At 70.7% G+C, this 26,026-nt stretch carries 24 protein-coding genes; 14 read left to right on the top strand and 10 right to left on the bottom strand.

Features of this window, described 5'->3' with window-relative positions; translation table 11 throughout:
• Positions 1 to 21: 21 nt before the first annotated feature.
• Positions 22 to 1,650, bottom strand: coding sequence for a CotH kinase family protein (locus ACFQS1_RS01695; protein WP_378964071.1), 1,629 nt, complete (start codon positions 1,648 to 1,650; stop codon positions 22 to 24).
• A gap of 239 nt (positions 1,651 to 1,889) precedes the next feature.
• Here ACFQS1_RS01695 and ACFQS1_RS01690 point away from each other — a divergent pair, with 239 nt between their 5' ends.
• Together ACFQS1_RS01690 and ACFQS1_RS01685 are read left to right on the top strand one after the other, a co-directional pair.
• Positions 1,890 to 2,657, top strand: coding sequence for a S1 family peptidase (locus ACFQS1_RS01690; RefSeq protein ID WP_378964069.1), 768 nt, complete (start codon positions 1,890 to 1,892; stop codon positions 2,655 to 2,657).
• Positions 2,658 to 2,774: 117 nt separating this feature from the next.
• Positions 2,775 to 4,130: an HIRAN domain-containing protein gene (locus tag ACFQS1_RS01685; RefSeq protein ID WP_378964068.1), complete on the top strand. Its 1,356-nt coding sequence runs from the start codon at positions 2,775 to 2,777 to the stop codon at positions 4,128 to 4,130.
• A gap of 112 nt (positions 4,131 to 4,242) precedes the next feature.
• Here ACFQS1_RS01685 and arfA read toward each other — a convergent pair whose 3' ends face one another.
• The 4 genes from arfA to ACFQS1_RS01665 all read right to left on the bottom strand — a co-directional run bounded on the left by arfA (position 4,243) and on the right by ACFQS1_RS01665 (position 9,370).
• The gene (arfA, locus tag ACFQS1_RS01680) at positions 4,243 to 5,754 is read right to left on the bottom strand and encodes an arabinosylfuranosidase ArfA (RefSeq protein WP_378964066.1); all 1,512 of its coding nucleotides are present in this window, start codon (positions 5,752 to 5,754) and stop codon (positions 4,243 to 4,245) included.
• Positions 5,755 to 6,112: 358 nt separating this feature from the next.
• Positions 6,113 to 6,964, bottom strand: coding sequence for a carbohydrate ABC transporter permease (locus ACFQS1_RS01675; protein ID WP_378964065.1), 852 nt, complete (start codon positions 6,962 to 6,964; stop codon positions 6,113 to 6,115).
• Positions 6,965 to 7,011: 47 nt separating this feature from the next.
• Complete coding sequence (locus ACFQS1_RS01670) at positions 7,012 to 7,953, bottom strand: carbohydrate ABC transporter permease (RefSeq protein ID WP_378964064.1); 942 nt, start codon at positions 7,951 to 7,953, stop codon at positions 7,012 to 7,014.
• A 58-nt stretch (positions 7,954 to 8,011) separates the two neighbouring features.
• Positions 8,012 to 9,370, bottom strand: coding sequence for an extracellular solute-binding protein (locus tag ACFQS1_RS01665; protein WP_378964063.1), 1,359 nt, complete (start codon positions 9,368 to 9,370; stop codon positions 8,012 to 8,014).
• Positions 9,371 to 9,639: 269 nt separating this feature from the next.
• Here ACFQS1_RS01665 and ACFQS1_RS01660 point away from each other — a divergent pair, with 269 nt between their 5' ends.
• From ACFQS1_RS01660 to ACFQS1_RS01635, 6 genes are all read left to right on the top strand, one after another.
• A complete protein-coding gene (locus tag ACFQS1_RS01660; RefSeq protein WP_378964062.1) occupies positions 9,640 to 10,656 on the top strand; it encodes a LacI family DNA-binding transcriptional regulator in 1,017 nt (338 codons plus the stop codon).
• Between the two features lie 91 nt (positions 10,657 to 10,747).
• On the top strand, positions 10,748 to 11,323 hold the full coding sequence (locus ACFQS1_RS01655) for a LemA family protein (protein ID WP_378964061.1): 576 nt from the start codon (positions 10,748 to 10,750) through the stop codon (positions 11,321 to 11,323).
• 4 nt (positions 11,324 to 11,327) lie between these two features.
• Complete coding sequence (locus ACFQS1_RS01650) at positions 11,328 to 13,043, top strand: DUF2207 family protein (protein ID WP_378964060.1); 1,716 nt, start codon at positions 11,328 to 11,330, stop codon at positions 13,041 to 13,043.
• Positions 13,044 to 13,115: 72 nt separating this feature from the next.
• Positions 13,116 to 14,267, top strand: a complete 1,152-nt coding sequence (locus ACFQS1_RS01645) for a hypothetical protein (RefSeq protein WP_378964059.1) — start codon at positions 13,116 to 13,118, stop codon at positions 14,265 to 14,267.
• Positions 14,264 to 15,175, top strand: coding sequence for a hypothetical protein (locus ACFQS1_RS01640; protein ID WP_378964058.1), 912 nt, complete (start codon positions 14,264 to 14,266; stop codon positions 15,173 to 15,175). Before ACFQS1_RS01645 ends, ACFQS1_RS01640 begins: the two co-directional genes overlap by 4 nt.
• A complete protein-coding gene (locus ACFQS1_RS01635; RefSeq protein WP_378964057.1) occupies positions 15,172 to 16,530 on the top strand; it encodes a hypothetical protein in 1,359 nt (452 codons plus the stop codon). The genes ACFQS1_RS01640 and ACFQS1_RS01635 overlap by 4 nt, the downstream gene beginning before the upstream one ends.
• Before the next feature lie 25 nt (positions 16,531 to 16,555).
• Here the strand turns inward: ACFQS1_RS01635 and ACFQS1_RS01630 are convergent, their stop codons facing one another.
• Complete coding sequence (locus ACFQS1_RS01630; RefSeq protein WP_378964055.1) at positions 16,556 to 16,876, bottom strand: hypothetical protein; 321 nt, start codon at positions 16,874 to 16,876, stop codon at positions 16,556 to 16,558.
• Positions 16,873 to 17,424 carry a TetR/AcrR family transcriptional regulator gene (locus ACFQS1_RS01625; RefSeq protein ID WP_378964054.1) on the bottom strand — a complete coding sequence of 184 codons (552 nt, stop codon included), beginning with the start codon at positions 17,422 to 17,424 and terminating at the stop codon, positions 16,873 to 16,875. The genes ACFQS1_RS01630 and ACFQS1_RS01625 overlap by 4 nt, the downstream gene beginning before the upstream one ends.
• 83 nt (positions 17,425 to 17,507) lie before the next feature.
• Between ACFQS1_RS01625 and ACFQS1_RS01620 the strand changes: the two genes are divergently transcribed.
• The 3 genes from ACFQS1_RS01620 (at position 17,508) to ACFQS1_RS01610 (ending at position 19,496) form a co-directional block, all read left to right on the top strand.
• Positions 17,508 to 17,879 (top strand): nuclear transport factor 2 family protein, encoded by a 372-nt coding sequence (locus ACFQS1_RS01620; RefSeq protein ID WP_378964053.1) that lies wholly within the window; start codon positions 17,508 to 17,510, stop codon positions 17,877 to 17,879.
• Between the two features lie 76 nt (positions 17,880 to 17,955).
• On the top strand, positions 17,956 to 18,288 hold the full coding sequence (locus tag ACFQS1_RS01615; RefSeq protein WP_378964052.1) for a YciI family protein: 333 nt from the start codon (positions 17,956 to 17,958) through the stop codon (positions 18,286 to 18,288).
• On the top strand, positions 18,285 to 19,496 hold the full coding sequence (locus tag ACFQS1_RS01610) for an RNA polymerase sigma factor (RefSeq protein WP_378964051.1): 1,212 nt from the start codon (positions 18,285 to 18,287) through the stop codon (positions 19,494 to 19,496). Before ACFQS1_RS01615 ends, ACFQS1_RS01610 begins: the two co-directional genes overlap by 4 nt.
• Positions 19,497 to 19,817: 321 nt before the next feature.
• On the opposite strand, the gene ACFQS1_RS01605 is transcribed toward ACFQS1_RS01610, so the two are convergent.
• Positions 19,818 to 20,309 (bottom strand): GNAT family N-acetyltransferase, encoded by a 492-nt coding sequence (locus ACFQS1_RS01605; RefSeq protein ID WP_378964050.1) that lies wholly within the window; start codon positions 20,307 to 20,309, stop codon positions 19,818 to 19,820.
• Between the two features lie 142 nt (positions 20,310 to 20,451).
• Between ACFQS1_RS01605 and ACFQS1_RS01600 the strand changes: the two genes are divergently transcribed.
• The 3 genes from ACFQS1_RS01600 to htpG all read left to right on the top strand — a co-directional run bounded on the left by ACFQS1_RS01600 (position 20,452) and on the right by htpG (position 24,552).
• Positions 20,452 to 21,453 carry an RNA polymerase subunit sigma-70 gene (locus ACFQS1_RS01600; protein WP_378964048.1) on the top strand — a complete coding sequence of 334 codons (1,002 nt, stop codon included), beginning with the start codon at positions 20,452 to 20,454 and terminating at the stop codon, positions 21,451 to 21,453.
• A gap of 45 nt (positions 21,454 to 21,498) precedes the next feature.
• Positions 21,499 to 22,584: a hypothetical protein gene (locus ACFQS1_RS01595; RefSeq protein WP_378964047.1), complete on the top strand. Its 1,086-nt coding sequence runs from the start codon at positions 21,499 to 21,501 to the stop codon at positions 22,582 to 22,584.
• 120 nt (positions 22,585 to 22,704) lie between these two features.
• Positions 22,705 to 24,552: a molecular chaperone HtpG gene (gene htpG / locus ACFQS1_RS01590; protein WP_378964046.1), complete on the top strand. Its 1,848-nt coding sequence runs from the start codon at positions 22,705 to 22,707 to the stop codon at positions 24,550 to 24,552.
• Between the two features lie 312 nt (positions 24,553 to 24,864).
• On the opposite strand, the gene ACFQS1_RS01585 is transcribed toward htpG, so the two are convergent.
• Both ACFQS1_RS01585 and ACFQS1_RS01580 read right to left on the bottom strand, forming a co-directional pair.
• On the bottom strand, positions 24,865 to 25,020 hold the full coding sequence (locus ACFQS1_RS01585) for a hypothetical protein (RefSeq protein WP_378964045.1): 156 nt from the start codon (positions 25,018 to 25,020) through the stop codon (positions 24,865 to 24,867).
• Between the two features lie 74 nt (positions 25,021 to 25,094).
• The gene (locus ACFQS1_RS01580) at positions 25,095 to 25,982 is read right to left on the bottom strand and encodes an amidohydrolase family protein (RefSeq protein WP_378964044.1); all 888 of its coding nucleotides are present in this window, start codon (positions 25,980 to 25,982) and stop codon (positions 25,095 to 25,097) included.
• Positions 25,983 to 26,026 lie beyond the last annotated feature (44 nt).

Genomic DNA, 26,026 nt, shown 5'->3' with positions numbered 1-26,026 from the left:
ACACGGCAGGGAGACTCTCGGCTACGGCGGGCACGCTCTCGGAAACGACGGGGAGACTTTCGGCTGCGTCGGGGAAAGTTGCCCCGCTCGCCCCGGCCGGATATCGCGATCGCAGCGCGGAAAGTTGCTCGCGGGCGCTGTCGCAGCGCATCCGCGCGTAGTGGAAGATCCCGAGCACGAACTGCTTGTCGTGCCGCAGCTCTGCTGTTCGTGTCCGGCCCGGTACACCTCGTCGTTGGTGAACTGCCGCCCGGTGAACGGCGCCGAGCAGGGGAAGTCGGCCTCGAAGTAGGCCGACGGGACCACCCGCGGCCACAGCGCGGCCATCCGGTCCGACAGCGCCTGCGGAGTGAAGTCGGTCTCCAGCAGGAAGTCGAGGTGGTCCAGGTAGTACTGGGCGAAGTCGTGGTTGGCCAGCAGGTTCTGCACGAGCGGGATCCGCGACAGGCCCTTGCCCTGGTGATATGCCTTGGTGTTGGCGGCCCAGTCGAGCAGGTCGGTGTACTGCCACGCCGTGCCGAAGTAGTCGATGCCCAGGCAGTTGTCGTAGTCCCACGGGATGAACGTGAAGTACGGCCGGTCGTAGTCGCCGGAGTTGTAGAGGTAGTAGTTGGACGGGGTCGCGAAGTAGTTGTCCCAGCTGCCGAGGAGCAGGTTGAGGCCCGCCCAGCGCAGGAAGGCCCGCACGTCGAGGGTTTCCGCGACGGCGGTGCTGTCGAGCGGGCGCTCGTTGACGACGCGGACCAGGTGCGCGAGGTCGTCGTACCCGTTGATGGTCTGATCGTCTTCGTTGGTCTTGAGCCGGTAGGTCAGATCCGGGTGGTCGTGCCGGGTGAAGTACTGCCTTCCACTGTCGTCGCCGTCCCCGCCGACGCGGTGCTCGAGGGTCGCGCAGCCGACGTCGCCGCAGTAGGCCTTGTACAGGTTCCCCCGGAAATTGCCGGCGAAATGGTCGCGCAGGAAGCTCTTGTCGACCTGCTCGATCACCGAGTACAGACCCTGGTAGCGGCCGTTGATCGCGACCCGGGCGTAGGTGTGCCGAGCGGCCGGGACGCCGATGCGGCGCAGCAAAGGCCAGGCGATCGCCTCGCGCATCTGCGACGGGTCGTTGTACATCGACTTGAGGTTGATCCGCGCCATGCCGACGAGCTTGTCGTCGTCATCGCCCGGCTCGACGGCGACCTTCCAGGAGCGCTTCGGCGCGAACTTCGTCTTGTTGCCACTGTTCACCAGGGCGAACGTCGTGGTCGTGAACAGCACGCCGGCCGCGTCCGGCGGCGGCAACTTTCGCTGGTCCGCCGGGTCCACCCGCCACACCGAGATCCGCGCGTCGCCGGTCGCCACCACCGGCTCCTCCGGCTTCATCTCCGCGTCGGGCCAGCCCGTGACGGCGACCTGGTACATCGGCTCTGCGAAAAGTTCCTTCTTTCCGATGGAGACTTTCGCGTACGTGTCGGTCAGGCGTTCCGCGTCGTGGCCCTGGACGGCGGCGAAGAGCGCCTCGAACTCGGCTCTCGTCCGGAGCGTCGCGTCGCCGGGGTCGGCCTGGCGGTTCGCCGCGGCGGCGAGGTCCCGCGCGATCCCGGCCGGCACGTCGGCCACCACGATCGCCCGGTTCTCGAGCAACTTGCGGAACTGCTTTTCGTCCATCTCCCGATAAGGCGCTGCCCGCCCCTCGTACAGAAGGACTTAGTCGGAGATCTGCCTGGCCGTCACCTCGGTCCGGCGGCGCCTGACGCCGGCCACGGCCGCCTCGTCGTGCCGCCGCGGCCGACGGCAGCGCGCCGGCGTCCCAGGTGGAGCTTTTCGTCCTGCTGACCGGCCTGATCCGTGCGTTGCTGCCCGGTACCGGACTGCGGCGATTGCCGGCGGTCGATAGCTTGGGCCGCATGTCCCGATCCTTCCTTCTCGCCGCGACGGCCGCGCTCGGCTTGCTGCTGAGCGCTGCCACCCCGGCGAACGCCGTCGCCGACGGCGAATCCGTGCCCGACGGGCGCTACACGTTCTCGGTCAAGCTCACCATGACCGGGATCCCGACCGCGGACGGAGGCAGACGCAACAGCGCCTGCTCCGGCGCCCTCATCTCGGCCCGCTGGGTGATCACCGCCGGCCACTGTTTCCGCGACGCGAACAATGTCCGCGTCGAGTACCCGGTGGCGGACCTGACGACGGCGACGATCGGACGCACCGACCTGACCGACACCGATCACGGCATCGAGGCGAAGGTCATCGCCGTCCGCCAGTCCCCGACCGCCGACGTCGCCCTCGCCGAGATCGACACGCCGGCGTGGCGGATCCCGCCGCTCCGCCTCGCCACCCGGGCGCCGCAGGTCGGCGACATTCTCCGGGTGACCGGCTACGGCTCCACCACCAGCGTCAACCCGGCGCCCGTCACGCACCTGCGCACCGGTCAGCTGCAGATCCTGACCGTCGGCGACTCCGTCCTCGGCCTGCACGGCTACGCGCCGGCCGCGGACACGACGCCGTGCCCGTACGACTCCGGCGGCCCCTATTTCGCCGAGCGCAAGCATCACCGGCCGCAGTTGGTCGCCGTGGTCAGCAACGGCCCGAGCTGCCCGCACACCGCGACCGAGAACGCCGCCCGGGTGGAAAACATCGCCCCGTGGATCCGTTCGGTCCTGCGGGCGGCACGCTAGGCTCCGCCGCCCGCTTTCTGTTGTCGCGTGGGGCCCACCGCTCTGGGCCGGTCGGCCCATGCCGCCTGCCCGAGCGGTGGGCATACACGGTGTGCCCGAGGCAATATTTTCGGACCCGTGGCAATCCCCTTCGACCTGTGGGGCCAGCGCGGGTACCCGCACGCCGACATCGTCGGCGAGTCGCATTATGCCGCCGCGATCCGCGATGTTCTCGGCAACGACTTCAAGGTGGACGGCAGCGAGGTCATGGCCGTCGCCGAGCTGGTTCCCGAGCCCGGCAACCGGCACGACCGGAACGCGGTGGCCGTGCGGATCGGCGGCCAGCTGGTCGGCTATCTGCCCCGCGACGAGGCCGCTCGGTACTCGCCGGCGCTCTTCCAGCTGATGACCCAGGGGTGGTCGCCGCAGGTGGCGTGCCGGGTCTGGGGCGCCTCGTGGGACGGAAACTTTCGTGGCTCGGTGCGCCTCGACCTCGCCGAACCGCACCTGATCGCGCCGGCGAACCGGCCGCCGAGCGAGGAGCACCGCGTGCTGCCGCCCGGCCACGCCATCCAGGTGACCGGCGAGGAGCAGCACCTGGACGCGCTGCTGCCCTTCGTGCACCCCCAGGGGGAGTGCTGGGCCCACGCGACGCTGCACGAGGTGGTCGAGCAGTCCGCCCGCACCTCGAAGGTCGTGGTGGAGGTCCGCCTCGACGGGGCGCGGGTGGGCAAGCTGAGCCCGAAGATGAGCGGCGATCTGCTGCCGGCCATCCAGCACCTCGCCGGGCAGGGGCGTGCCACGGTGGCGCGCGCCCTGGTCAAGGGCAACCGGATCAAGGCAGAGGTGACCCTGTACGCGTTGCGCGCCCACGAGCTGCCGCACAGCTGGCTGGGCCCGGCGTCGTCGGTTGCTCTGTCCTCGCCGGTTGCCCTGGCCTCGCCGGTTCCCATGGCTGGGTCGGCGCCGCCGGTTGGGCCGGGGCCGCTGGTTGGATCGGCACCGCTGGTTGGGTCAGGGCCGCTGGCTGGGTCGATGCCGGCGGCTGGGTCGATGCCGGCGGCTGGGTCGGCGCCGGTGGCCGTGTCGGTGTCGGTGGCCGGGCCGGGGTCGCCGGCCGGACCGACGCCGCCGGCCGGATTGGCGCCGCTGGCCGGATTGGCGCCGCTGGCCGGGTCGGCGCCAATGACGGGGTCAGCGCCGGCGGCCGGGGCGGCCCCGGTCGTTGCGGCGGCTTCGGCGGCCGCGTCCGTTCCGGCACGCGCGCATCGGCCCATTCCGCCGCCGCCGACCGGTGTGCGGTTCGCCGTGCCGCCCGGCTGGCCGCGGCCGCCGGCCGGGTGGACGCCGCCGCCCGGCTGGACCCCCGACCCGTCCTGGCCGCCCGCCCCGGACGGTTGGCAGTGGTGGGAGCTCGTCTGGGACCAGTCCCCTGGCCCGGATCACCAGACCGGGGCGGATCACTCGGCGAAAGTTTCCCTCCCGCGCGGCTGAAAGGCGCGAGCGATGCACTGACCCTGCGAAGTGGGCTGATCCCCGGGCGGGTGGCGGACCCCCGAGGGAGATCGGTGGCCCGGGCCTGACCTGCCGGCCCGGGCTCCGGTGGTCACGCGGGGGAGAGGCGGATCGCCGTCCACGAGACCGGGGGCAGGGATGCGTGCAGCTCGCCGTCCTCGACCCAGGCGGTCCCGTTCGTGCGGGGGACGACCCGGTCGGGGTTCTGCTCGGTGTTGGCGGCGGTCAGGTCGTCGTCGGACAGGGTCCAGGACTCGGCGATCCGGAAGGCGCGGCCGAAGCCGGCCACCGCGACCGTCAGGTCGGCCGAGTCGGTGAGCGAGCGGTTCACCACGAAGACGGTCACGTCGCCGGTCGCGTCGTCGTGGGTGGCCACCGCGTCCAGCGTTGGCACGTCGCCGAAGCGGGCCGTGGCGTACAGCGGCGCGCGCATCTCGACCCGCAGCACCTCGCCGCGGGCCAGCCGGGACGTGAGCGCGAACGGGTGGAAGATCGTCTGCCGCCACGCCGGGCCGCCGGGCTCGGAGCGGATCGGGGCGATCACGTTGACCAGCTGCGCCTGGCAGGCGGCGGTCACCCGGTCGCTGTGCCGCAGCAGCGAGATGAGCAGGCTGCCCACCACCACCGCGTCGGCGACGTTGTACTGGTCCTCGATGATGCGCGGCGCGATCGGCCACTCCGACGTCGGCGGGGCCGCCTGGAACTCCTTCAGGTACCAGACGTTCCACTCGTCGAACGAGATCTGGAGTTTCTTCTTGCTCTTCAGCCGCGCCCCGACGCTGTCCGCGGTGGCCACCACGCTGTTCACGAAGTGGTCCATGTCCACGGCCGAGGCCAGGAAACTTTCCAGGTCGCCGTCGATCGGCTGGTAGTACGCGTGCGCCGAGATGTAGTCGACCGAGTCGTACGCGAGCTCGAGGACCTGGGCCTCCCACGCGGCGAAGGTGGGCATCGAGGAGTGCGAGCTGCCGCACGCGACCAGCTCGAGCCCCGGTTCGGCGGCCCGCAGCGCCCGAGCGGTTTCGACCGCCAGCCGCCCGTACTCGACGGCGGTCTTGTGGCCGATCTGCCACGGGCCGTCCATCTCGTTGCCGAGGCAGAACATCCGGATCCCGTAGGGTTTGTCGGACCCGTTGGAGCGGCGCTGGTCGGACAGGCGCGTGCCGGACGGGTGGTTGAGGTACTCGTGGACGTCGAGCGCCTCCTGCACGCCGCGGGTGCCGAAGTTCAGCGCGTACATCACCTCGACGTTCGCCTTCTCCGCCCAGCGCATGAACTCGTCGATGCCGACCTCGTTGGTCTCGAGGCTGTGCCAAGCGAGATCGCGCCGCACCGGGCGGTCGGCGACCGGCCCCACACCGTCCTCCCAGCGATAGCCGGAGACGAAGTTTCCGCCGGGGTAGCGCACGATCGACACGCCCAGCTCGCGGGTCAGCGCCAGCACGTCCTGCCGGAAACCGTCGGCGTCGGCGGTGGGGTGGGACGGCTCGTAGATGCCGGTGTAGACGGCGCGGCCCATGTGCTCGACGAACGAGCCGAAGGTGCGGCGGGACACCGGCGCGATGGTGAACGCGGGGTCGAGGCGAAACGAAGCGGAAAGCACGGGACTCCCAGGAGACGAACGGACGGAAAGGACGGGCGGGCGAAGGAGTGGACGGGCGGGCGAAGGCACGGGCGTGCGGAGAAGGAGTGGACGGGCGGGCGAAGGCGTGGAGGGGGCGAAGCAGTGGACGGCGGGCGAAGGCGTGGAGCGGGCGAAGCAGTGGACAGACGGGCGAAGGCGTGGAGGGGCGAAGCAGTGGACAGGCGGGCGAATGAGTGGCCGGGCGATCGGAAAGGACGGGGGCGGGAGGACGGGCGGAAAGCAGTGGGCGGAAGGGAACGAGCGGCGATGGAAGAGGAGAGGGCGGGCGGACGGTAGGAGAGGCGGCCGGGCGATAGGAAAGCGTAGGCGGGAGGTCCTACTTGAGGCTGCCCACCGACAACCCACCCTGCCAGTATTTCTGCAAGGTCAGGAAAGCGATGATCAAGGGGATGATCGACACCAGCGAGCCTATGATGATCAGGTTCCACACGGACTGACCCCCGCCGTTGTTCGCGCTGGCCAGTTGCGACCACAGGCCGATGCCCACGGTCAGCGGGTAGAGCTTCGAGCTGGACAGCATGGTCAGCGGCAGGAAGAAGTTGTTCCAGGTGGCGACGATCGACAGCAGCAGCACGGTCACCACGCCCGGCCGCATGAGCGGCAGCGCCACGCGCCAGAACGTGCGCAACTCCCCGGCGCCGTCGATGCGAGCCGCGTCGAGCAGCTCGTCGGGGACGGACGCGCCGGCGTACACCCGCATGAGGTAGACGGCGAACGGGCTGAGCAGCGACGGCAGGATCACCGCCCAGATGGTGTCGACCAGGCCGACTTTCGACATCATCACGAAGGTCGGGATGACCAGGGCGGTCAGCGGCACCATCACCGAGCCCAGCACCAGCGCGAAGACGATGTTGCGGCCGCGGAAGGAAAATTTCGCGAAACCGTAGCCGGCGAGGACCGAGATGACCGTGCAGCCGATCCCGCCGGCGAACGCGTAGAGCGCCGAGTTGCCGAGCCAGCGCAGGTATTCGCCGTTGTTGAAGGTGAAGAGGTCGTGCAGGTTCTCGAAGAGGTGGAAGCCGTGGAACCACAGCGCGCCGGTGCCGGCGAACAGGCCCTCGGCGTTCTTGGTGCTGGCCACCACGAGCCACCACGCGGGAACGAGGAAGTAGCAGCACAGGGCCAGCAGCAGGAGCTTGGCCCAGACATGCTGAGGCTGCGTCCGCATCGGGGCCCGGTCCTGCGGACGGCCCGGAGAACGCGGGCGAGGCGTGGTCATGTGAACAGGCTCCCTCGCTTGCGGGTGAGGACCATGAAGATCGCCACGGCCACGAACACCACGAAACCGAGCGCGAACGAAATCGCCGACGCGTAGTTGAACTGCGCGTAGTTGAAGGCCAGCTCGTACGCGTAGATGTTCGGGGTGAAGTCGGGCGTGATCGAGCCGTTCGCGATCGGGCGCAGGATCTGCGGCTCGGAGAAGAACTGCAGCGTGCCGATCAGCGAGAACACCAGGATCAGCGCGAGCGCCGAGCCGACCATGGGCACCTTCACCCGGACGGCGATCTGCCGCGGCGAGGCGCCGTCGATGCGGGCGGCCTCGTAGATCGACGAGTCGATCCCCTTGAGCGCCGCGTAGATGATGATCATGTAGTAGCCGGCCCACTGCCAGGTCACCACGTTGAGCAGGCCGTAGTAGACGTTGCCCTGACTGAGCAGGAACGGCGCCCGCACGTCGAAGAACGAGGAGATCTGCTCGATCGGGCCGAAGCTCGGGCTGTACAGGAAGCCCCACATCAGCGCGCCGATGACGACCGGGATCGCGTACGGAAGGAAAATCACCAGGCGCGAGAAACGCGCGATGCGCCCGGTGATCTCGTCGAGCAGCAGCGCCGCGCCCAGCGCCACGATGATCTGCAGCGGGATCACCACGACGCTGAACCGCAGCACGAACCACAGGCCCTTGCGGAACGAAGGGTCGGCGAAGGCGCGGGTGTAGTTGTCGAACCCGGCGAAGGTCGTGCCGGTCGCGAGGCCTTTCGTCCAGAGGCTCAGATATCCCGCGTACGCCAGCGGCGCCACCAGGAACGCGGCGAACACCACCAGGAACGGGAGGATGAACAGCCAGCCCTTGTTCTGGTGACGGCGACCCGACCTCGTGGCCGTGGTCGCCGCCGGGGAGGAGGTGCCGGCGCTCACCGGCGTCTCGACTGCCATGTCGTGCACTCCTTCGAGCCGGGCGGCGTCCGGCGGGAACGCCACCCGGCCACGCGGATCAGTGGACCGTGAAGCCCTGCGTCTTGGCGTACTGGACGATCTGGTTGTGCAGGTCGGTGGCCGCCTGCGTACCCGTGGTCCGGCCGTTGTTGATCTTCGCGATCTGCGCCTGGAGCTGGGCGTAGTAGTAGACGGTGAACGGGCTGTAGACGGCGCCCTGGTACGCGTTCTCGGCCGGCACGTAGATGTCCTTGTTCACGGTCTGCCCGTTGAAGAAGTCGATCTTCGCGTTGAGGAGCTCGTCGGACTTCAGCACGCCCTGGTTGAGCGGGAAGATCGTCTGCGTCTTCCACCCGTCGGTCAGCGACGCGTCGTCCGCGTACAGTCCGAGCGCAACTTTCGCGGCCGCGGCCTTGTCCGAAGCCTGCGAGGTCACCGCGAAGGCCGACCCGCCCCAGTTCACCGAGACCGGGTTGGTCACGTCCCACTGCGGCAGCGGCGCGACCGCGAACTTTCCCTTGTCCTTTCCGGCCCCCACGCCGGCGCCGGTCAGGTAGCCCGGCGCCCAGGCGGCCGAGACGTAGGTGGCGTACTTGCCGCCCACCATGCCGGCGATGTAGTCGGTGGTGAACTGGTCCTCCTTGCCGACCAGTCCCTGCTTCGACAGGTTGCCCCAGTACTCGAGGACGTCCTTGGTGGCCTGGTCGTCGAGCTTGATCGTGATGTTCTGCTTGTCGGCCAGGTCGTAGACGAACGGCCGGGCGCCCTTCTGGATCATCAGGGCGGTGGTCACGGCCGGCACGTTGCTGCCGAAGTCGCCGAAGACCGGGCCGCCCGCGTCCTTGACCTTCTTCGCGTCGGCGGCGTACTCGTCCCACGTCTTCGGCGGGGTCTTGATGCCGTATTTCGCGAAGATGTCGGTGCGGTAGATCAGGGCCATCGGGCCGCCGTCGATCGGGGCCGCGAAGACCTTGTCGCCCTGGGACACGTCCTTCCAGGCGCCCGCGGAGAAGTTCTTCTTGATGTCGTTCGCCCCGTACGGCGCGAGGTCGACCAGCGCGTCCTGGATCTCGAACCCGACGAGCTGATCGGCCTCGAGCATGACGACGTCGGGCGCGCCCTTCTTCGCCGAGATCGCGGTCTGGAACTTCGCGTACTCCGGCTGGCCCTGCCCGGCGTTGGTCCAGCACACCTGCACGTCGGTGTTCTGGTTGTTGAAGTTGTCGACGACCTTGGCCATGTTCGGGTACCAGGCCCAGACCAGGACCCGCTTGGCGTCCTCGTGAACGATCTTGTTGGTGCAGTTGGTGGGCTTGGCCGCGGTGCCGCCGCCGTCGCTGTCGTCGCCCCCGCAGGCGGCGAGGCCGAGGGCCAGGACGACGGGGATGGTGGCGGAGAGTCCTGTCTTGAAGCGCATTTCCTGGCCTCCTGGATCAGGCGGCGCGCCGTCTCCGCGGACATTTCGGGCAGCACGAATGACGGGCTGTGATGTCCAGCTCGGAGGGGGACGCGCTATCTGGGGGTGGATGCCGAGGGGAGGGGGAGCTCACCTCTCGCCGGTGATGTGTGATGTAAGTTCCGATTGCAGCGCTGCAAAGGACTATGCCTCGACCGTTCGGCTCTGGCAAGAGGCAACGTCGCGGAAATACTTTCGTCACCGCAGGCAACAAATCGGGGAGGCTTTCCGTGAAAGAAACCACGCTGCGTGATGTGGCTGACCTGGCCGGCGTCTCCCCGCGCACGGTCTCCAACGTGGTCAACGGCTACGCCAGGGTCACCGACGCGACGCGCGCCAAGGTCGAGGCCGCCATCGCCGAGCTCGGGTATCGGCCCAACGTGCTCGCCCGCAACCTCGCCACCGGCCGGTCCGGCCAGATCGTCGTGGTGGTGCCCTATCTGGACACGCCGTACTTCGCCGAGCTGCTCCAGGCGATCATCCCGGCCGCGCGGAAACTCGGCTACAACGTGCTCATCGACCAGACCGACGGCGACCGCCAGCACGAGGGCGAGCTGATCGGCCGCGGCTCGCGCCGATTCCTGTTCGACGGCATGATCATCAGCCCGCTGGGGCTCGCGCAGGAGGACCTTTCGGTCCGCGATCCGGACCTGCCCCTGGTGGTGCTGGGCGAGCGGCGCTCGGACGGCACCTTCGACCACGTCGGGATCGACGACGTGGCGGCCTCCACCGAGGCGGTCTCCCACCTGATCCAGATCGGTCGGCGGCGCATCGCGGCGATCGGCGACCAGCCGTACCCCACCGGCGAGGCCGCGCAACTTCGCACGAAAGGTTTCCGGGCCGCGCACGAAGCCGCCGGCCTGCCCCTCGACGAGTCGCTGATCATCGGGACCGCCCGCTTCAACCGGATCGACGGCGCCACCGCGATGGCCGCGCTGCTCGACCGCGCCGACCCGCCCGACGCGGTGTTCTGCTACAGCGACCTGGTCGCCTCGGGCGCCATCCACACCATCATCGGCCGGGGGCTGCGGGTGCCCGAGGACGTGGCGATCATCGGCTACGACGACATCGAGGACGGCCGCTACAGCCAGCCCACGATCAGCACGATCCAGCCGGACAAGAAGGCGATCGCCCAGCTCGCGGTCGATCGCCTGGTGATGCGCATCGGCAGCGCCGGGCCGGTGCCGGGGGTGGAGCTCAAGGTCGCGCACCGGCTGATCCCCCGGGAGAGCACCGTCGGGCATTGATCTTCATTCGTCCGAACGGCCGGTCCCGCGACCTGCGCGCAGCGCCTACTTTGATGGCGACAAAATTCGCTCCCTTCTCCTGCGGAGAGAGATGACCACGGTCACGGCTGTCGCCGGCGGCATCGTCTGCCTTCTGCTCATCGTCGTCGTGGCCGTGCTGGTGGCCACCTACAACCGCCTCGTCCGGCTGCGCAACCAGGCCGACGCCTCCTGGGCCCAGGTCGACGTCCAGCTCAAGCGCCGCTACGACCTCATTCCCAACCTGGTCGAGACCGTCCGGGGCTACGCGGCGCACGAGCGGGGCACGCTCGACGCCGTGGTCGCCGCGCGCGGCAACGCCATGTCGGCCGCACAGGGCGCCGGTCCCGCGTCGCGGGCGGTGGCGGAGGGTGAGCTGACCTCGGCCCTCGGCCGGCTGTTCGCGGTCGCCGAGGCCTATCCGCAGCTCAAGGCCAACGAAAATTTCGCCGCCCTGCAGGCGGAACTTTCCACGACCGAGGACAAGATCGCGTACGCGCGGCAGTTCTTCAACAGCGCGATCCAGTCCTACAACAACGCCGTCCAGACGGTGCCGACCAACATCGTGGCGGCGCTCACCGGCTTCCGGGCCCGCGAGTTCTACCAGGCCGCGGGCGACGAGCGCGGTCCGGTCCGGGTGCAGTTCTGAGCCGATGATCGACCTGGTGGTGGCGGCCGCGGCCGTCGGTTTCTGGGTGCTCGTGTACGCGTTCTGCCGGCTGCTGACCCGCCCGGCGTCGCCCGCCGCCGCGCCGGCGACGATGGAGCTCGGAGCCGAGTCGCCGGCGCTGGTCAGCCTGCTGGTCAACCGGTGGTCGCTGACCGAGGACGCGGCCGAGTCGACGCTGCTCGACCTGGCCGCGCGCCGCTTCTTCGAGCTGCGCCAGCCCGGCGACGACCCGATGCGGACGACGGTCCATCTCAGCGCGCGGCCGCCGGCTTCGAGCGATCTTGCCGCGTACGAGTCCCAGGTGCTCGAGCGGATCCGGGGGCTGTCCGTCGACGGGGTCGTGCCGATCACCGCCCTCACGTTCCGCAACGCCGCCGAGTCGGCCCGCTGGAACAAGCGGCTGCGGCAGGCCGTGCTGGCCGAGGCGCGCGCGGCCGGGCTGTCCCGCCGGCGGATCAGCAAGACCATGTCGACCCTGCTGTCGGTGCTCGCCGCCGGGGTGGGCGTGGTGGTCGGGTTCGCGGCGCTGCGCTACGGGTTCGGCAAGCCCGAGGACGATCAGCCGCCGGCTTTCGCATTCGGGTTCTTCACTTTCGCGGTGCTGAGCACGCTCGGGGCGAGGTCGCTGGGGGAACGCGACACGCCGGCCGGTCGCGCCGCGGCCTCGCGCTGGCTGGGCGTGCGCGACTGGCTGCGCGGGCACGACCAGTTCGCCTCCTTGCCGCCGGCGGCGGTGGCGGTCTGGGACAGATACCTCGCGTACGGGGCGGCGGTCGGCGTCACCCGGCTGGCGAGCGCGGTGCTCGACCTCGAGATGGGCGACAAGCGGCTGGTCTGGTCGTCGTTCGGCGGCACCTGGCACCGGGTGCGCGTGCGGTATCCGAGGTTCTGGCCCCGCTACGGCCGGCCGCTGCCGCACCTGCTGCTGCGCGCGGCGGCGTACCTGCTGGCCGGTGGCCTGATCCTGCGGCTCTTCGGGGCGCTCGACTATTTCGCGGCGCCGGCCGTCCTGCTGCTCGCGCTGGGCGCCTATGTGCTGATCCGCTCGCTGCTCGATCTGGCGTTCACCCGGGAGATCACCGGCGAGGTGCTCTGGCGGGAGTCCTGGAAGAGCAAGAAGCAATCCGACGACTCGTACGTGACGTGGCTGTTCCACCTCGCCGTGGACGACGGCTCGGGCGACCGGACCACGGCCTGGGGGCTGCCCGCCGCCGTGGGCTCCGGCGTGCGGGACGGCGACACGGTCACCATCACGGTACGTCCCTGGTCCCGGCGCATCGTCAAGATCGTCACGGTGGGTCATGGCCGGTCGCGGGAGATCGTCGACACGGTCACCGAGGAGGAGACCGGATCGTTGTCGCTGACGATGATGCCGGCCGTCGCCACGCCGCTGTTCTCCGACGAAACTGTCGCACAAGTGGTCGGGCGCGCGGTGGTCTCCGCGCCGTTACCGCTGGGGCTGCAGTACAACGCGGCCGACACCGGAAAGCCGATGGTGCTCGTGCAGTCGCTTTCCGGCCTGCCGGGAAAGGTCGCGTGGCGGGCCAACCAGCGCGGTGCGGAGGTGCCCGGCGGCGCTTTCGTGGCCGGCGACCGGGCGGCCTTCCGGCGGGGCGAGACGACCTATGTGGTCACGCTGATGGGCGAGGGGCGCGCCGGGCGGCCGCACCTGCCGTGGCTGGTCGCCCAGGCGCGGTGACGATCCATCCATCCCCGGGAATGTAAGTTGATGTGGTCCGGCCGCCCGTGCCCGTGTCCCGAGGAGATCATCGTGCCTTCTTCGCCGGCCGTCGCCGCGTTCTCCGCCCGCGAGCGCTGGATCATGCTGGTGGCGAGCGCCTGGCTGGTCACCGGACTCCAGCTCGACGCGTACGCGCACGCCACCACCCCCGAGCTGGAAACTTTTTGGACGCCGTGGCACGCGGTGCTCTACTCCGGCATCGCCGTGTCCGGGCTGACCCTGGTGTGGCTGCTGCGGCCGAGGCTGCCGCGCATCCCCACGTACGAAAGTGTCCTGGCCCTGCCGAACGCGCTGCGCGTGCCGATCCTCGGCATGGCTTTCCTGCTGGTCGGCGGCGGCATCGACACGCTGTGGCACAACGTCTTCGGCATCGAGCAGGGCCTGGAGATCTTCGTCAGCCCCAGCCACGAGCTCATCATCCTCGGCATGGTGCTGGTCGCCGCCGGCCCCGCCCTGATGACCAGCACCCCGCGGCTCGGCCTCGCCGACGGCGCCCTGGTGACGATCTCGGCGCTGCTCACCGTCCTGCCGCTGCACATCTACTCGTTGCACGCGAACGTCCTCGGGACGATCTATTTCGGACGGGGCGAGAACCCCGTACGCATCTATTCGACGGACGCCCAGATCTTCCACGGCTATGTCTTCACCACCGTGCTCCTGCTGCTGCCGATCGTCCTGATCGGCCGGCGGTGGCCGCTGCCGCCCGGCGTGCCCACCGTGCTGGTGGCCCTGCCCGCGCTGGCCATGCACCTGATGTTCCTGTCCGAGGAGCCGTGGTGGATGTCGCTCACCGTCGCCGCCGCCGCGGCCGGCGCCGAGCTGGTGATCCGCGTGGTCGCGCCGCTGATCCCGGCGCCGCCGGCCATCGCGTGGCTGCTCCTGGGCCTGGTCGCGCCGCCGCTGGTGTGGGGCGCCCTGTTCGTCGTGGCCGACGTGAAGGTGGGCGTCGGCTGGAACGTCCACGTCGTCAGCGGCCTGCTGACCTACGTCGCGCTGACCGGCGCCGCGACGGTCCTGGTGGCTCGCAACGTCCGGCCGCCCGCCCAGCCTTCCGCCGCTCAGCCCGCCGCCGCTCAGCCGTCTGAAGCCGCTCAGCCGTCTGAAGCCGCTCAGCCGTCTGAAGCCGCTCAGCCGTCTGAAGCCGCTCAGCCCTCTTCCGCCTCGGAGAGCGCCGCTTCGTGACCGTCGTCCGTCGCTCCGCTCTGCTGCTCGTGCTCGCCGGCATCGTCGTGGCCGGCTGGGTCTCGCCGGCGCTCGCCCACGCCGGCGGCCTGGTGGCCACCGACGCGCGCAGCCGGGTGGTGTCGGTGTCCCCGCCGGTGCCCGGCCTGTCGGTCGCCGCCATCGAGGAGGGCGCCAAGCTTCGCCTGGTCAATTCCACGTCCTCGCCGGTCACCGTCCCGCCCGGCGGCGGCCCGGCCGTTCCCGCCGTGATCCCGCCCGGCCACACCGCGACGTGGCCCGACACCCGCACCTCACCGGTCGGCAAGAAGGTCGCCGCCGGCGATTCCCGGCCCTGGTCGCTGACGCTGGGCGTGGCCGGCTCCCCGGTGACCGTCACCGGCCTCCTGGAGGGCCACCCATCGCCCCCGGCCGCCCTGTGGTGGGCGGCCGCCGTCGCCCTCGCCGCGGCCGTCCCGATCCTCTGCCGCCGTTCCGGCCGTCCCGACCTGCTCCTGGCCGCCACCGCCCTCACCGCCATGGCCGCCTCCGTGGCCCACGTTCTCGGCTCCACCATGGAGGTCGTCTCGGCGCCGGTGCTCGGCACGTTCCTGAACGCCGCCGGCATCAACCTTCTGGCCTGGCCCCTGATCCTCGGGGGCGCGGTGGCCGCCCTCCGGGGCCGCCCGGCGGGCCTGCTCGCCGTCTGCGCCGGCGCCGCGCTGACCGCGGTCTTCGTGCTGCCCGACGTGACGTCCTTCCACCGGGCGGTGCTCCCGTTCGCCGGGCCGGACCTGCTCGAACGCCTCCTGGTGCTCCTCGCCCTGTCCGGCGGCGCCGGCGCGGCCGTGGCCGGCGCCTCGGTCCTGCGCACCCTCGCCGCCGCGCAGGCCGCCACGCGGCCTGCCGCCACCGGAGATCCCGCATGACCGCCGCGTTCCCGGACGGACCCGCCGACCTGCTCGTCCCGCTCGCCCACGGCGTCGGCCGGTCCGCCGACCTGCCGCTCCCGCTGGACCTCGTCCTCCAGGCCGGCGCGGCCACCGTGGTCATCTCCTTCCTGGCCTCGGCCCTGCTGTGGCGCCGTCCCGTCCTGACCCACCCTCGCGAACGCCACCCTCGCCCGACCTGGTGGCGCCGTCCGCTGCGGCTGCTGGTGCTGGCGCTCGCCCTCTACCTGACCGCCGCGGCCCTCGTCGGCCCGCGCGAGCACAACCCGGCCGCCCACGCCCTCTTCGTCTGGCTGTGGGTGGGCCTGATCCCGGTGAGCGTCCTGTTCGGACCCGTCTGGCGAGCGCTCAACCCGATCCGTACGCTCGCCGAGCTCCTCCACATCGGAACGCGCGAGCCCGCGCACGCCCCGGACCGGGCACCGGCGCGTGTCCCCGGCCCCGCGCCGGCCACGACCGTCCTCTCCGACCCGGCGCCCCCGGCCGCCCAGTCGTGGGTGGCCGGGGCCGGCCTTCTCGCCTTCGTCTGGCTCGAGCTGGTCGCGCTCGGCCGGGCCGATCCGGTCGTGCTCGGGCTCTGCGTCGCCGGATACGCGGGCGTCCAACTCGCGCTCGTCGCGCGCCACGGCGCCCAATGGCCGGCCCGCGGCGACTTCCTCGAGGTCTACTCCGATCTCGCCGGGCGGCTGAGCCCGCTGCGATGGCGACCGCCGCTCTCCGGGCTGACCGCGGATCACCCGGCCGGCGCCGGGCGGGCCGCCTTCCTCGCGATCTGGTGGGGCTCGACCATCTTCGACAGCGCGTCCGGGTCGCCGGCGTGGGCCGGGTTCGTGCAGCGGTCCGGCGTGCCGCTGCTGTGGTCGACGGCCGGTCTGCTGGCCGTGTGCGGGATCGTCTTCGCCGCCGTCCGATGGCTGCCGGGCCGCCTGGACGTCACCAACTCGCTGATCCCGATCGCGGTCGGCTACACGCTCGCGCACTACCTCACGCTGCTGCTGGTGGAGGGCCCGCGCGGCGCGCTGCTGCTCGTCCAGCAATGGGGGTTGGCCCACGGCGCGACCTGGGATGTCGTCCCCGACCCGCACGTGATCTCGGTTCTGCAGGTGACGCTGATCCTGGGCGGCCACGCGCTCGGTGTCCTCGCCGCCCACGACATGGCCCTCGCCGGCAACCCCGGCCGGCCGCCCTCGAGGTCTGTGTCGACACCTGGACCTCGCCTCGCTCCGGCCCCGCCTTCGACACAGACCCTGGCCGTGCTCGCCGAGGAGTTGCCGGTGGTCCTCTTCATGATCCTCTGCACCTGGGCGGGCCTGTTCCTCCTCTTCGTCCGATGACCGACCGGTGCGGAATCCCGGCCGGCTAACCGCCGAACCGCCGGGCCTGCTCCCGATGGTGCTTCGCGGCGGCGAAGAGATCCCGCGACGGGAAACCCGCCGATCCCGGCGCGAGCAACCGCATGTCGTCGGCGGCCGCGCGATGCCAGCGGGCCGCGTGGTCGCGGCAGGGCAGGCAGGTCACCTTCTCCGGCTGGGCCGAGGTCATCGCGTACGCCACGGTCAGCCCGCACCCGGTGGTGACCGTCGCCGGGGAGTCGGCGACCAGGCCGAACGTCGCGGCCAGCATCCCGCGCGCGGCGGCGTTGCGGTTGAGGTTCTTCTCGACGTGGATGTGCGAGATCATGGCCGCAGCCCGTCCAGGATCACCGACAGGATCCGGTCCCGCGAGGACGCGTCCGCCCCGGCGTACTCGATGGCTTTTGACGCTCCCGCAAGCAGGCCGATCAGATCGGCCACCCGCAGGTCCGGCCGCACCGCGCCGGACTCCTGAGCGTTGCGCAGCAGCGCGCCCAACGCCCGCCGGACCTCCTGCTGCGCCTCGCCCGCCGCCTCGTGCAGGTCGACGCCCGCCGACGTCAGCATGGCGGCGAGCGCGTTCTTGACCTCGCCCTGCGCGACCGCCTGGCGCAGGAACGACGCGAGCGCCGCGCCCGGATCGGGATCCTCGGCGAGCCGGGCCGCGTCCGCGGCGAGCCGGTGCAGGCGCGCGACGAAGACGCCCTCGATGAGCTCTTCCTTGGTGGGGAAATGGCGGAACAGGGTGCCGATCCCGACGCCGGCGGCGCGGGCGATCTCCTCGGTCGGGGCGGTCGTGCCCTTCTCGACCAGCACCTTCTCGGCGGCCTCGAGGATGCGGGCGCGGTTGCGGCGGGCGTCGGCGCGCAGGCTCATGCGAATCCCGGGTGGTAAACGGAGTACGTGCTCCGTATAGTCGGAAGCGGAGTGGACACTCCTACTTTAGTCGAGGGGGAACGATGAGCACACCCAGGGACGTCTTCCAGCGGCTCAGCGACGGCATCGGCAGCGGCGACTTCTCGCGGTTGCACCTGCTGTACGCGGAGGACGCGTCGGTCGAGATGCCGTTCATGCGGCCGCGGGCCGTCCGGATCCACGGGCGCGACGAGGTGCGCGAGCATTTCGCGCGGTTCGACGGGCAGATCAGCCTCACGCCGAGCAATGTGCGCGTCTACGAGACCGCCGACCCGGAGCTGATCGTCGCCGAGTTCGACTACGAGACCGGCGGCGAGCGGCTCGCCAACATCCAGGTGCTGCGGATCCGTGACGGCCTGATCGTCGAGTCGCGCGATTATCACAACCACGCGGCGATCGCGGACATGATGGGCTGAATCCGCGGGGCCGATCTGTCGAGAAGCGTGGTGGCCCGTTCGTGTAGAGGGTGAGACACACGAGAGGAGCGATCCGATGAGGCAGTATCTGCTCAGCGTCTACCAGCCCGACGGCGACCCGCCGCCGCCCGAGATCCTCGATCCGATCATGGTGGACCTGGGGAAGCTCAACGCCGAGATGCAGGCCGCCGGGGCCTGGGTCTTCGCGCTCGGGTTGCATCCGGCGAGCACCGCGACCGTGATCCGGGACGGGGTGCTGACCGACGGGCCGTTCGCCGAGGGCAAGGAGCACCTGGGCGGCTTCACCGTGATCCAGGCGCGCGACCTGGACGCGGCGCTGGAATGGGGCCGCCGCATGTCGGCGATCCTGCGGCCGCCGCTGGCGATCGAGGTCCGGCCGGTCGTGTGAGCGAGATCGAGCGGATCTTCCGCGCGGAGTACGGCCGTGCCGTCGCGGTCCTCACCCGTCACTTCGGCGACATCGACATCGCCGAGGAGGCGGTGCAGGACGCGTACGTCGCGGCCGTGCGCCGCTGGCCGGAGTATGGCATCCCGCCCAGCCCGGCCGGCTGGATCATCACGACCGCGCGGAACCGGGCGATCGACCGGCTGCGGCGGGAAACGGCCCGCCCGGGGTTGGAGGCCGAGGCGGCCGGGGTGGCGCCGGTGGACACGGGGGAGGAGGACATGCTGCGGCTCATTTTCACCTGTTGTCACCCGGCGCTGGCGCCCGCCGCCCAGGTCGCGCTGACATTGCGGCTGCTCGGCGGGCTCACCACCGCGGAAATCGCCCGGGCCTTCCTGGTGGCCGAGCCGACCATGGCGCAGCGCATCTCCCGGGCCAAGGGCAAGATCCGCGACGCCGGCATTCCCTATCGCGTGCCGCACGACGCGGACCTCCCGGCCCGGCTGGCCGGCGTGCTGTCCGTGCTCTATCTGATCTTCAACGAGGGGTACGCGGCGAGCGGCGGCGACACCCTCACCCGGCCCGATCTCACCGCCGAGGCGATCCGGCTGACCCGTACCCTCGTGGGGTTGATGCCGGACGAGCCGGAGGCTCGCGGCCTGCTGGCCCTCATGCTCCTCGTCGAGGCCCGCCGTCCCGCCCGGACCTCGGCCACCGGCGACCTGGTGCTTCTCGCCGACCAGGACCGCCGCCTCTGGGACCGCGCCCTCATCGCCGAGGGGCAATCCCTGCTCCGGGACTGCCTGCGTCGCGACCGCCCGGGCCCTTACCAGCTCCAGGCCGCCGTCAACGCCGTGCACGCGGACGCCCGGACGGCCGCGGCGACCGATTGGCCGCAGATCCTTCATCTGTACGACCACCTGTACGCCCGCACGCCGACGCCGATCGTCGCCCTGCACCGCGCGGTGGCGGTCGCCGAGGTGCACGGCCCCGCGCTCGCCCTGGAACTCGTCGAGAGCCTCGACGGTCTGGACCGCCACCACGTGCGCGACGTCGTCCGGGCCGACCTGCTCCGCCGGCTCGGCCGGGACTCGGACGCGGCCGAGGCCTACCGGCGGGCCGCCGCCGGAGCGGGGAGCGAGCCCGAACGCCGATATCTGACGGGGCGCGCCCGAGCGCTGGGGGCGGCACCTGGCGGGGCCGGCGGCTGAGGCTCCGAGTGAGGCTCCGAGCCGGGGGACGCGGCCGCGCACGGGGGTGACGCGGCCGCGCGTGGCGGCGACGCGGCCGCGGGCGGGCGATGGCGGTCACCGACCCACGGCCACGCCTGTCGATGCGTCTCCGGATGACGAAGGCACCGGAACGTATCACACATCGAAAGAACCGTCAGTGCAACAGTTCTGTCGGATGTGCGGACCGGAAAACCCGCTCGGTGCCTAATCCGAGGTTCTCGGGCAAACGCTGTCCATTCCCCTGAACCTCGATCGGACGATTCGCCAAATTTCGCTACGAGGCCTGGGTTTCCGGGTCGGTCACCGCCGCGGCAGGCGCTTCGCCAGGACGATCTCGTCGTGGATCTCGATGCCGTGTACCCCGGCGAGCGGAATGGCCGGCTTCAGCATCCGGGCCTCGTCCACCGCGCCCGGATTCACCCCGACGATCCGCATTCCCCGCCGCTGATAGAACCGGAGCGCATCCACATTGTCGTTGGTCGTGATCAACCAGATCCGCTCCAGCCCGTTCGCGGACGCCACCTCCGACGCGGCGTCGAGGAGCGCCGTGCCCACGCCCGCGTACCGCTCGACCGCGTCCAGCGTGACGACCTCAAAACCGTCGACCCCGATCGCGTACGTCAAAAGCCCGGCGACCCGGCCCGCGCGCTCCGCGACCAGCGCGGGCAGATCCGCCGCGTCATAGCGCACCCCGTGCGCGACCACCGTCGTGCTGCCCCAGGAGCGCAGCAGCACTTCGGTGATCCGTCCGCGGTCCTCCGGGCCGGCGTGCCGGACAACGAGCTCATCCATGCCTCGAGACCCTTCTTGTCCGAGGGGCGAGTAACTTTCCCGATGTTCTTGTCGGCCGGGCGAGCAACTTTCCCGATGTCATGTCGGCGGGGCGAGCAACTTTCCCGTTTTCTTGTCGGCGGGGGCGAGTAGCTTTCCCGGCATGGAAGCACAGCTGACGGCGATGCGCACGGAGCTGGTGGCGTTCGCGTACCGGATGCTCGGCTCCCCGTCCGACGCGGAGGACGCCGCTCAGGAAACGCTGCTCCGCGCCTGGAAACACGGCGGCGACCACGACCCGGCCCGCGCCTCGCTGCGCACGTGGGTCTATCGCATCGCCACCAACGTCTGCCTCGACATGCTGCGCTCCGCCCGGCGCCGCGCCCGTGCCGTCGACTTCGCCTCCACCGCGGTTCCCGGCGGCGATCTGGGCGCGCCGCTGCCCGAGTCGGCCTGGGTGCTGCCGATCCTCGATCGGTCGCTGGCCGACCCGGCCTACGCCGACCCCGCCCATGCCGACCCCGCCGACGTGGCGGTTCGCCGCGAGACGGTCCGCCTGGCCTTCGTCGCCGCCCTGCAACACCTGCCGCCCCGCCAGCGCGCCGTGCTGATCCTGCGTGACGTGCTCTGCTGGCCGGCCGACGAGGTCGCCACCCTGCTCGAGACGACCGTCCCCTCGGTCACCAGCGCCCTGCAACGGGCCCGCGCGTCCCTGCGCAAGACCGGCCTGCCGCCACGCAGCCCCCTCTCCGACGCCGCCAAGCGTGATCTGGTCGAGCGCTACGCCGACGCCTTCCACCGCGATGACGTCGCCGCGCTGGTCGCCCTCCTGCAGGAGGACGTCATCAACTCCATGCCGCCCTTCGCCTGGTGGATCCAGGGCCGCGACGTGGTCGCCGCCGTCATGGCGGCCTCGGACGGCTCGTGCCACGGCGCCCGCCTGGTGCCCGAGCCGGCGAACGGCCAGCCGGCCCTGTGGCAGGAGCGCCCGACCGGACCGGACGGGGCGTTCGAGCCGTTCGCCCTCATGCTCTTCGAGTTCGGCGATTCCCTCATCTCGTCGGTCACCACGTTCCTCGGCTTCCGCCCGCCCACGCCCCACGAGTTCCCGCCTCGGGCTGACCAGAGGGTCGCGGGTCGGCCGGATGTCATCGGGCAGGGGTGACATCCGGCCCGGATGATCCGGGTCGCGAGGCGTGAGCATCACGGTATGTCCATGCGTCGGGTGGCGCCCGCGATAGCCCTCTTCTTCCTCTCACCGCTGGTGGCCGAGTTCCTGCTCGGCGACTTCACGCTCGCTCAGCTGCCGTTCCTGGTCGCGCTGGCGCCCGCCTACGGTGGCGCCGCGGTGCTGGTGCGGGAGGTGACCCGCCGGGCCGGCCGGGGGTGGGTCACGATGATCCTGCTGGCCCTCGCCTACGGCGTGCTCGAGGAGGGGCTGGAGACGCAGTCGCTGTTCAACCCCGACTACCTCGACGCCCACCTGCTCGACCACGGGTTCGTGCCGGCGCTGGGTATCGCGATCCCGTGGACGCTGTTCGTGCTCACGCTGCACACCGTGTGGAGCATCAGCGTGCCGATCGCGCTGGTCGAGGAGTGGACCGTCCGCCGCACTGAGCCGTGGCTGCGGGTGCCCGGGCTGGTGGTAGCCGCCGTGCTGGCGGCGGCCGGCGCCGTGTTCACGTTCGGCATCTCGTACGCCGACGGGCATTTCATGGCGAGCCCGGCGCAGCTGATCACGACGGGCGCGGTGGTGGCGGCGCTGATCGTCGTGGCGTTCCGCGTGCCCCGGCCCCGAACGGCCGCAACCGTCCTGCCGCGAGACGGCGCGGTGGCCGGCCCTGCGGTCCCGGCCGACCCTGCTCTCCCGGCGGACCATGCCGTCCCGGCCGATCATGCCGTGCTCGGTGCGGTTGTGCCCGGTGCGGTTGCGCCGGCGCCGTGGGTCGTGCTGGTGACGGCGCTGGCGGCCGGCGCGATGTTCGTGGTGGGGGAGGGGGTGCCCACCGCCCTGGGCGTACCGCTGCTGATCGCGGCCCTCGCCGGCGCGGCCGCGGCGATCTACCGCTGGTCGGGCCGGGACGGCTGGGACGGCCGGCACCGGTTGGCGGCGGCCGGTGGGGCGCTGCTCACCTATGTCTGGCACAGCTTCCTGATGCACCCGGTCATCGAGTCCTCCACGGCGCTCGTCGTGGTCAGCCACGTCGTGTTCGCGCTCGCCGCACTGCTCCTGCTCGCGGCCGACGTCCGCCGCGTCCGGGATCGGGCGCCGGCCGCCATGCAGCCGGTCGGCTGACGACGCGGCGGGAGGGGGCGGCGCGCCACGCCGTGCGGAGAGGCCCTGGGTCGCGGGCCGGTGACGCTCAGGTCATACCATCGGGGAGCGAAAGTCGGCCGCGAAAATTGGAGAGCGGGAATGGAGACGTTGGAGTTTCAGGCTGAGGCTCGGCAGCTGCTGCAGCTGATGGTTCATTCGATCTATTCGAACAAGGACATCTTCCTGCGGGAGCTGATCTCGAACGCCTCCGACGCGCTGGACAAGCTTCGGCTGGCCACGCTTCAGGACGGGCTTGAGGCCGATACCTCCGACCTGCACATCGAGATCGAGGCGGACGCCGAGGCCCGCACGCTCACCGTGCGCGACAACGGCATCGGCATGACCCACGAGGAAGTGGTCGATCTCATCGGGACGATCGCGAAATCGGGCACGGCCGACCTGCTGGCCAAGCTCAAGGAGGCGAAGGAGTCCCCGGAACTGATCGGCCAGTTCGGCGTGGGGTTCTACTCGACGTTCATGGTCGCCGACAAAGTTTCCCTGGTCACCCGAAAGGCGGGCACCGAAGGACACGGCACGACGTGGGAGTCGTCGGGCGAGGGCACGTACACGATCGACGATGCGCCGGACGCGCCGGTCGGCACCAGCGTCACCGTGCACCTGCGGCCCAAGGACGAGGAGGACCGCCTCTTCGACTACGCCGACGAGTGGAAGATCAAGGAGATCGTCAAGCGGTACTCCGACTTCATCTCGTTCCCGATCAGGCTGGTCTCCGCCGACAAGCCCGCGGAGACGCTCAACTCGATGAAGGCGCTGTGGGCGCGGCCGCGCTCCGAGGTCTCCGACGATGAATACCACCAGTTCTACCGGCACATCAGCCACGACTGGAGCGATCCGCTCGAGATCATCAACATGAAGGCGGAGGGCACTTTCGAGTACGAGGCGCTGCTGTTCCTCCCGTCGCGGGCGCCGCACGACCTGTTCCAGCGGGACGCCCGGCGCGGCCTGCAGCTGTACGTCAAGCGTGTCTTCATCATGGACGACAGCAAGGAGCTCATCCCCGACTACCTGCGCTTCGTCAAGGGCGTCGTGGACGCGGCCGACCTTTCGCTGAACATTTCGCGCGAAATTCTGCAGCAGGACCGGCACATCCAGATGATCCGCCGCCGGCTGGTCAAGAAGGTGCTGTCCACGATCAAGGACCTGCTCACCAACAATCGCGAGAAGTACGACACTTTCTGGCGCGAGTTCGGCCGGGCGCTCAAGGAGGGCCTGCTCAACGACCCGGACAACCAGAAGGCGATCCTCGACGTGGCGACGTTCGCGTCGACCGCGTCCACCGACGAGCCGACCACCCTCGCCGCCTACGTGGAGCGGATGAAGGAGGGCCAGGAGGAGATCTACTACCTGACCGGGGAGTCCCGCTCGCAGGTGGAGAACTCGCCGCACATGGAGGCGTTCCAGGCCCAGGGGTACGAGGTGCTGATCCTGACCGACCCGGTCGACGAGATCTGGGTCGAGGCCGTGCCCGACTACGACGGCAAGAAACTCCAGTCGATCGCGCGTGGCAACGTCGACCTGCCCAAGGACAAAGAGGAGCCCGAGCCCGAGGGTGACTTCGGCCCGCTGCTCGGCTTCCTCAAGGAGAAGCTCGACGAGAACGTCAAGGAGGTCCGGCTGTCGCACCGCCTGACCACCTCGGCGGCCTGCCTGGTGAGCGACGCCGACGACATCACGCCGACGCTGGAGAAGATGTACCGGGCGATGGGCCAGGAGGGGCCGCGGGTCAAGCGGATCCTCGAGCTCAACCCCGGCCACCCGCTGGTCGGCGGGCTGCGCGAGGCCCACGAGCGGAACGCGGACGACCCGGCGCTGCCGGAGACGGCGGAGCTTCTGTACGGCACCGCGCTGCTCGCCGAGGGCGGCGACCTGGAAGACCCGGCCCGTTTCGCGAAACTTCTCGCGGACCGGCTGGCCCGCACGGTCTGATCATCCGCCGGGGCCGCGAGCCAGCCTCGCGGCCCCGCGTGGGTCGGCCGCGTGCGCGTGGGTCGGCCGCGTCCGCGTGGGTCGCCGCGTCCGCGTGGGTCGCCCGCGTCCGCATGGGGTCGCCCGCGTCCGCGTGGGTCGGCCGCGCCCACGTGGGTCGCCGCGTCCGCGTGGGTTCCCCGCAGTCCGCGGGCCGCCCACAAAGCGCGTGGCGACTCGCTAAGTTACGCACCCGCTAAGTCGGGCCACCCGCCAAGTTGCGCGACCCGTTAAGTTGCGCAACCCGCACACCGCGCGCGCCGGGGCGCCGGCTCAGGTGGCGAGGTCGTGGAAGAACGTGCCGATCCCGCGGAACGCCTCGGCGATGCCGTCGCCGATGCTGCGGGCCATCTCGGCGGCGGGGCCGGGGCTCGTGCCGATGTAGAAGATGACGAGGATGAGCACGATCCAGCCGATTGCCTTCTTCATGCCGGTCCCTTCCGCGACCCGGACGCGCTGCTTTACATGATCGTGACACGTCCGCGCACGAGGATCGCGGATCTTCACCCGCGCGGCGTCATACCGAACAGGTCACAGGCATTCTCCCAGCACACCGCCCGTAGCCAGTCCTCGCCGAGATCCAGCCGGGCGAGGGACTCCAGCTGGTGCGCGTACGCGTACGGAATGTTCGGGAAATCGCTGCCGAGCAGAACCTTTCCGCTCAGCCCGAGCGAACGCAGCCGCGGCCGCAGGCCCGGCGGGAACGGCGCCATCTCCTCGAAGAAATCCGTGAACGCCATGGTGGTGTCGAGCCGGACTCGCGGATAAGTTTCCGCCAGCGACAGAAATCCGTCGTATTCCGGCGCCCCGACATGCGCCACGATCACGGCGAGATCCGGGTGCCGGGCGAGCACCTGGCCGATCGGTCCCGGCCCGGTGAAGCCCGCCGCGACCGGCCCCGATCCCGCGTGCACGACGACCGGGACGCCGGTCTCGGCGAGCCGCCCCCACACGTCGTCCAGCTCGGGCGTCCGGGGGTCGAAGCCGCCCACCTGCAGATGCACCTTGAAGATCTGAGCGCCGGCCGCGAGCGCGGCCCGGGTGTAGCCGAGCACGCCGGGCTCGGGGAAGAAAGTTGCGCTGCGAAGACAGCCGGGGGTCCGGGCGGCGAAATCCAGCGACCATCGGTTCAGGTCGGCGGCCATGTCCGGCTTGTGGGCGTACGCGAGGGCGCTGAACACCCGCACGCCGAGCCGGTCCATCAGCGCGACCCGTTCCGGCAGGCGCAGCTTGTAGGTGATCGGCCATGGGCGTCCGAGCAGGGGTCCCGCCATGGCGAAGTGGGCCCACACCCGGCGCTCCATCCGGGGCGGCAGAAAGTGCGTATGCACGTCGAACAGCCCGGGCAGCCCCAGCCCGGCCCAGAAGGCGGGCACCTCGTCGTCGTTCATCACATCACGATCCTAGAACTTGACAGCCGCTATGAAGTGACAGC

The organism is Paractinoplanes rhizophilus (assembly GCF_042664765.1).
GTDB lineage: Bacteria > Actinomycetota > Actinomycetes > Mycobacteriales > Micromonosporaceae > Actinoplanes > Actinoplanes rhizophilus.
The sequence above is the reverse complement of the archived record's forward strand: the minus strand, read 5'-3'. Positions and strand labels throughout refer to the sequence as shown.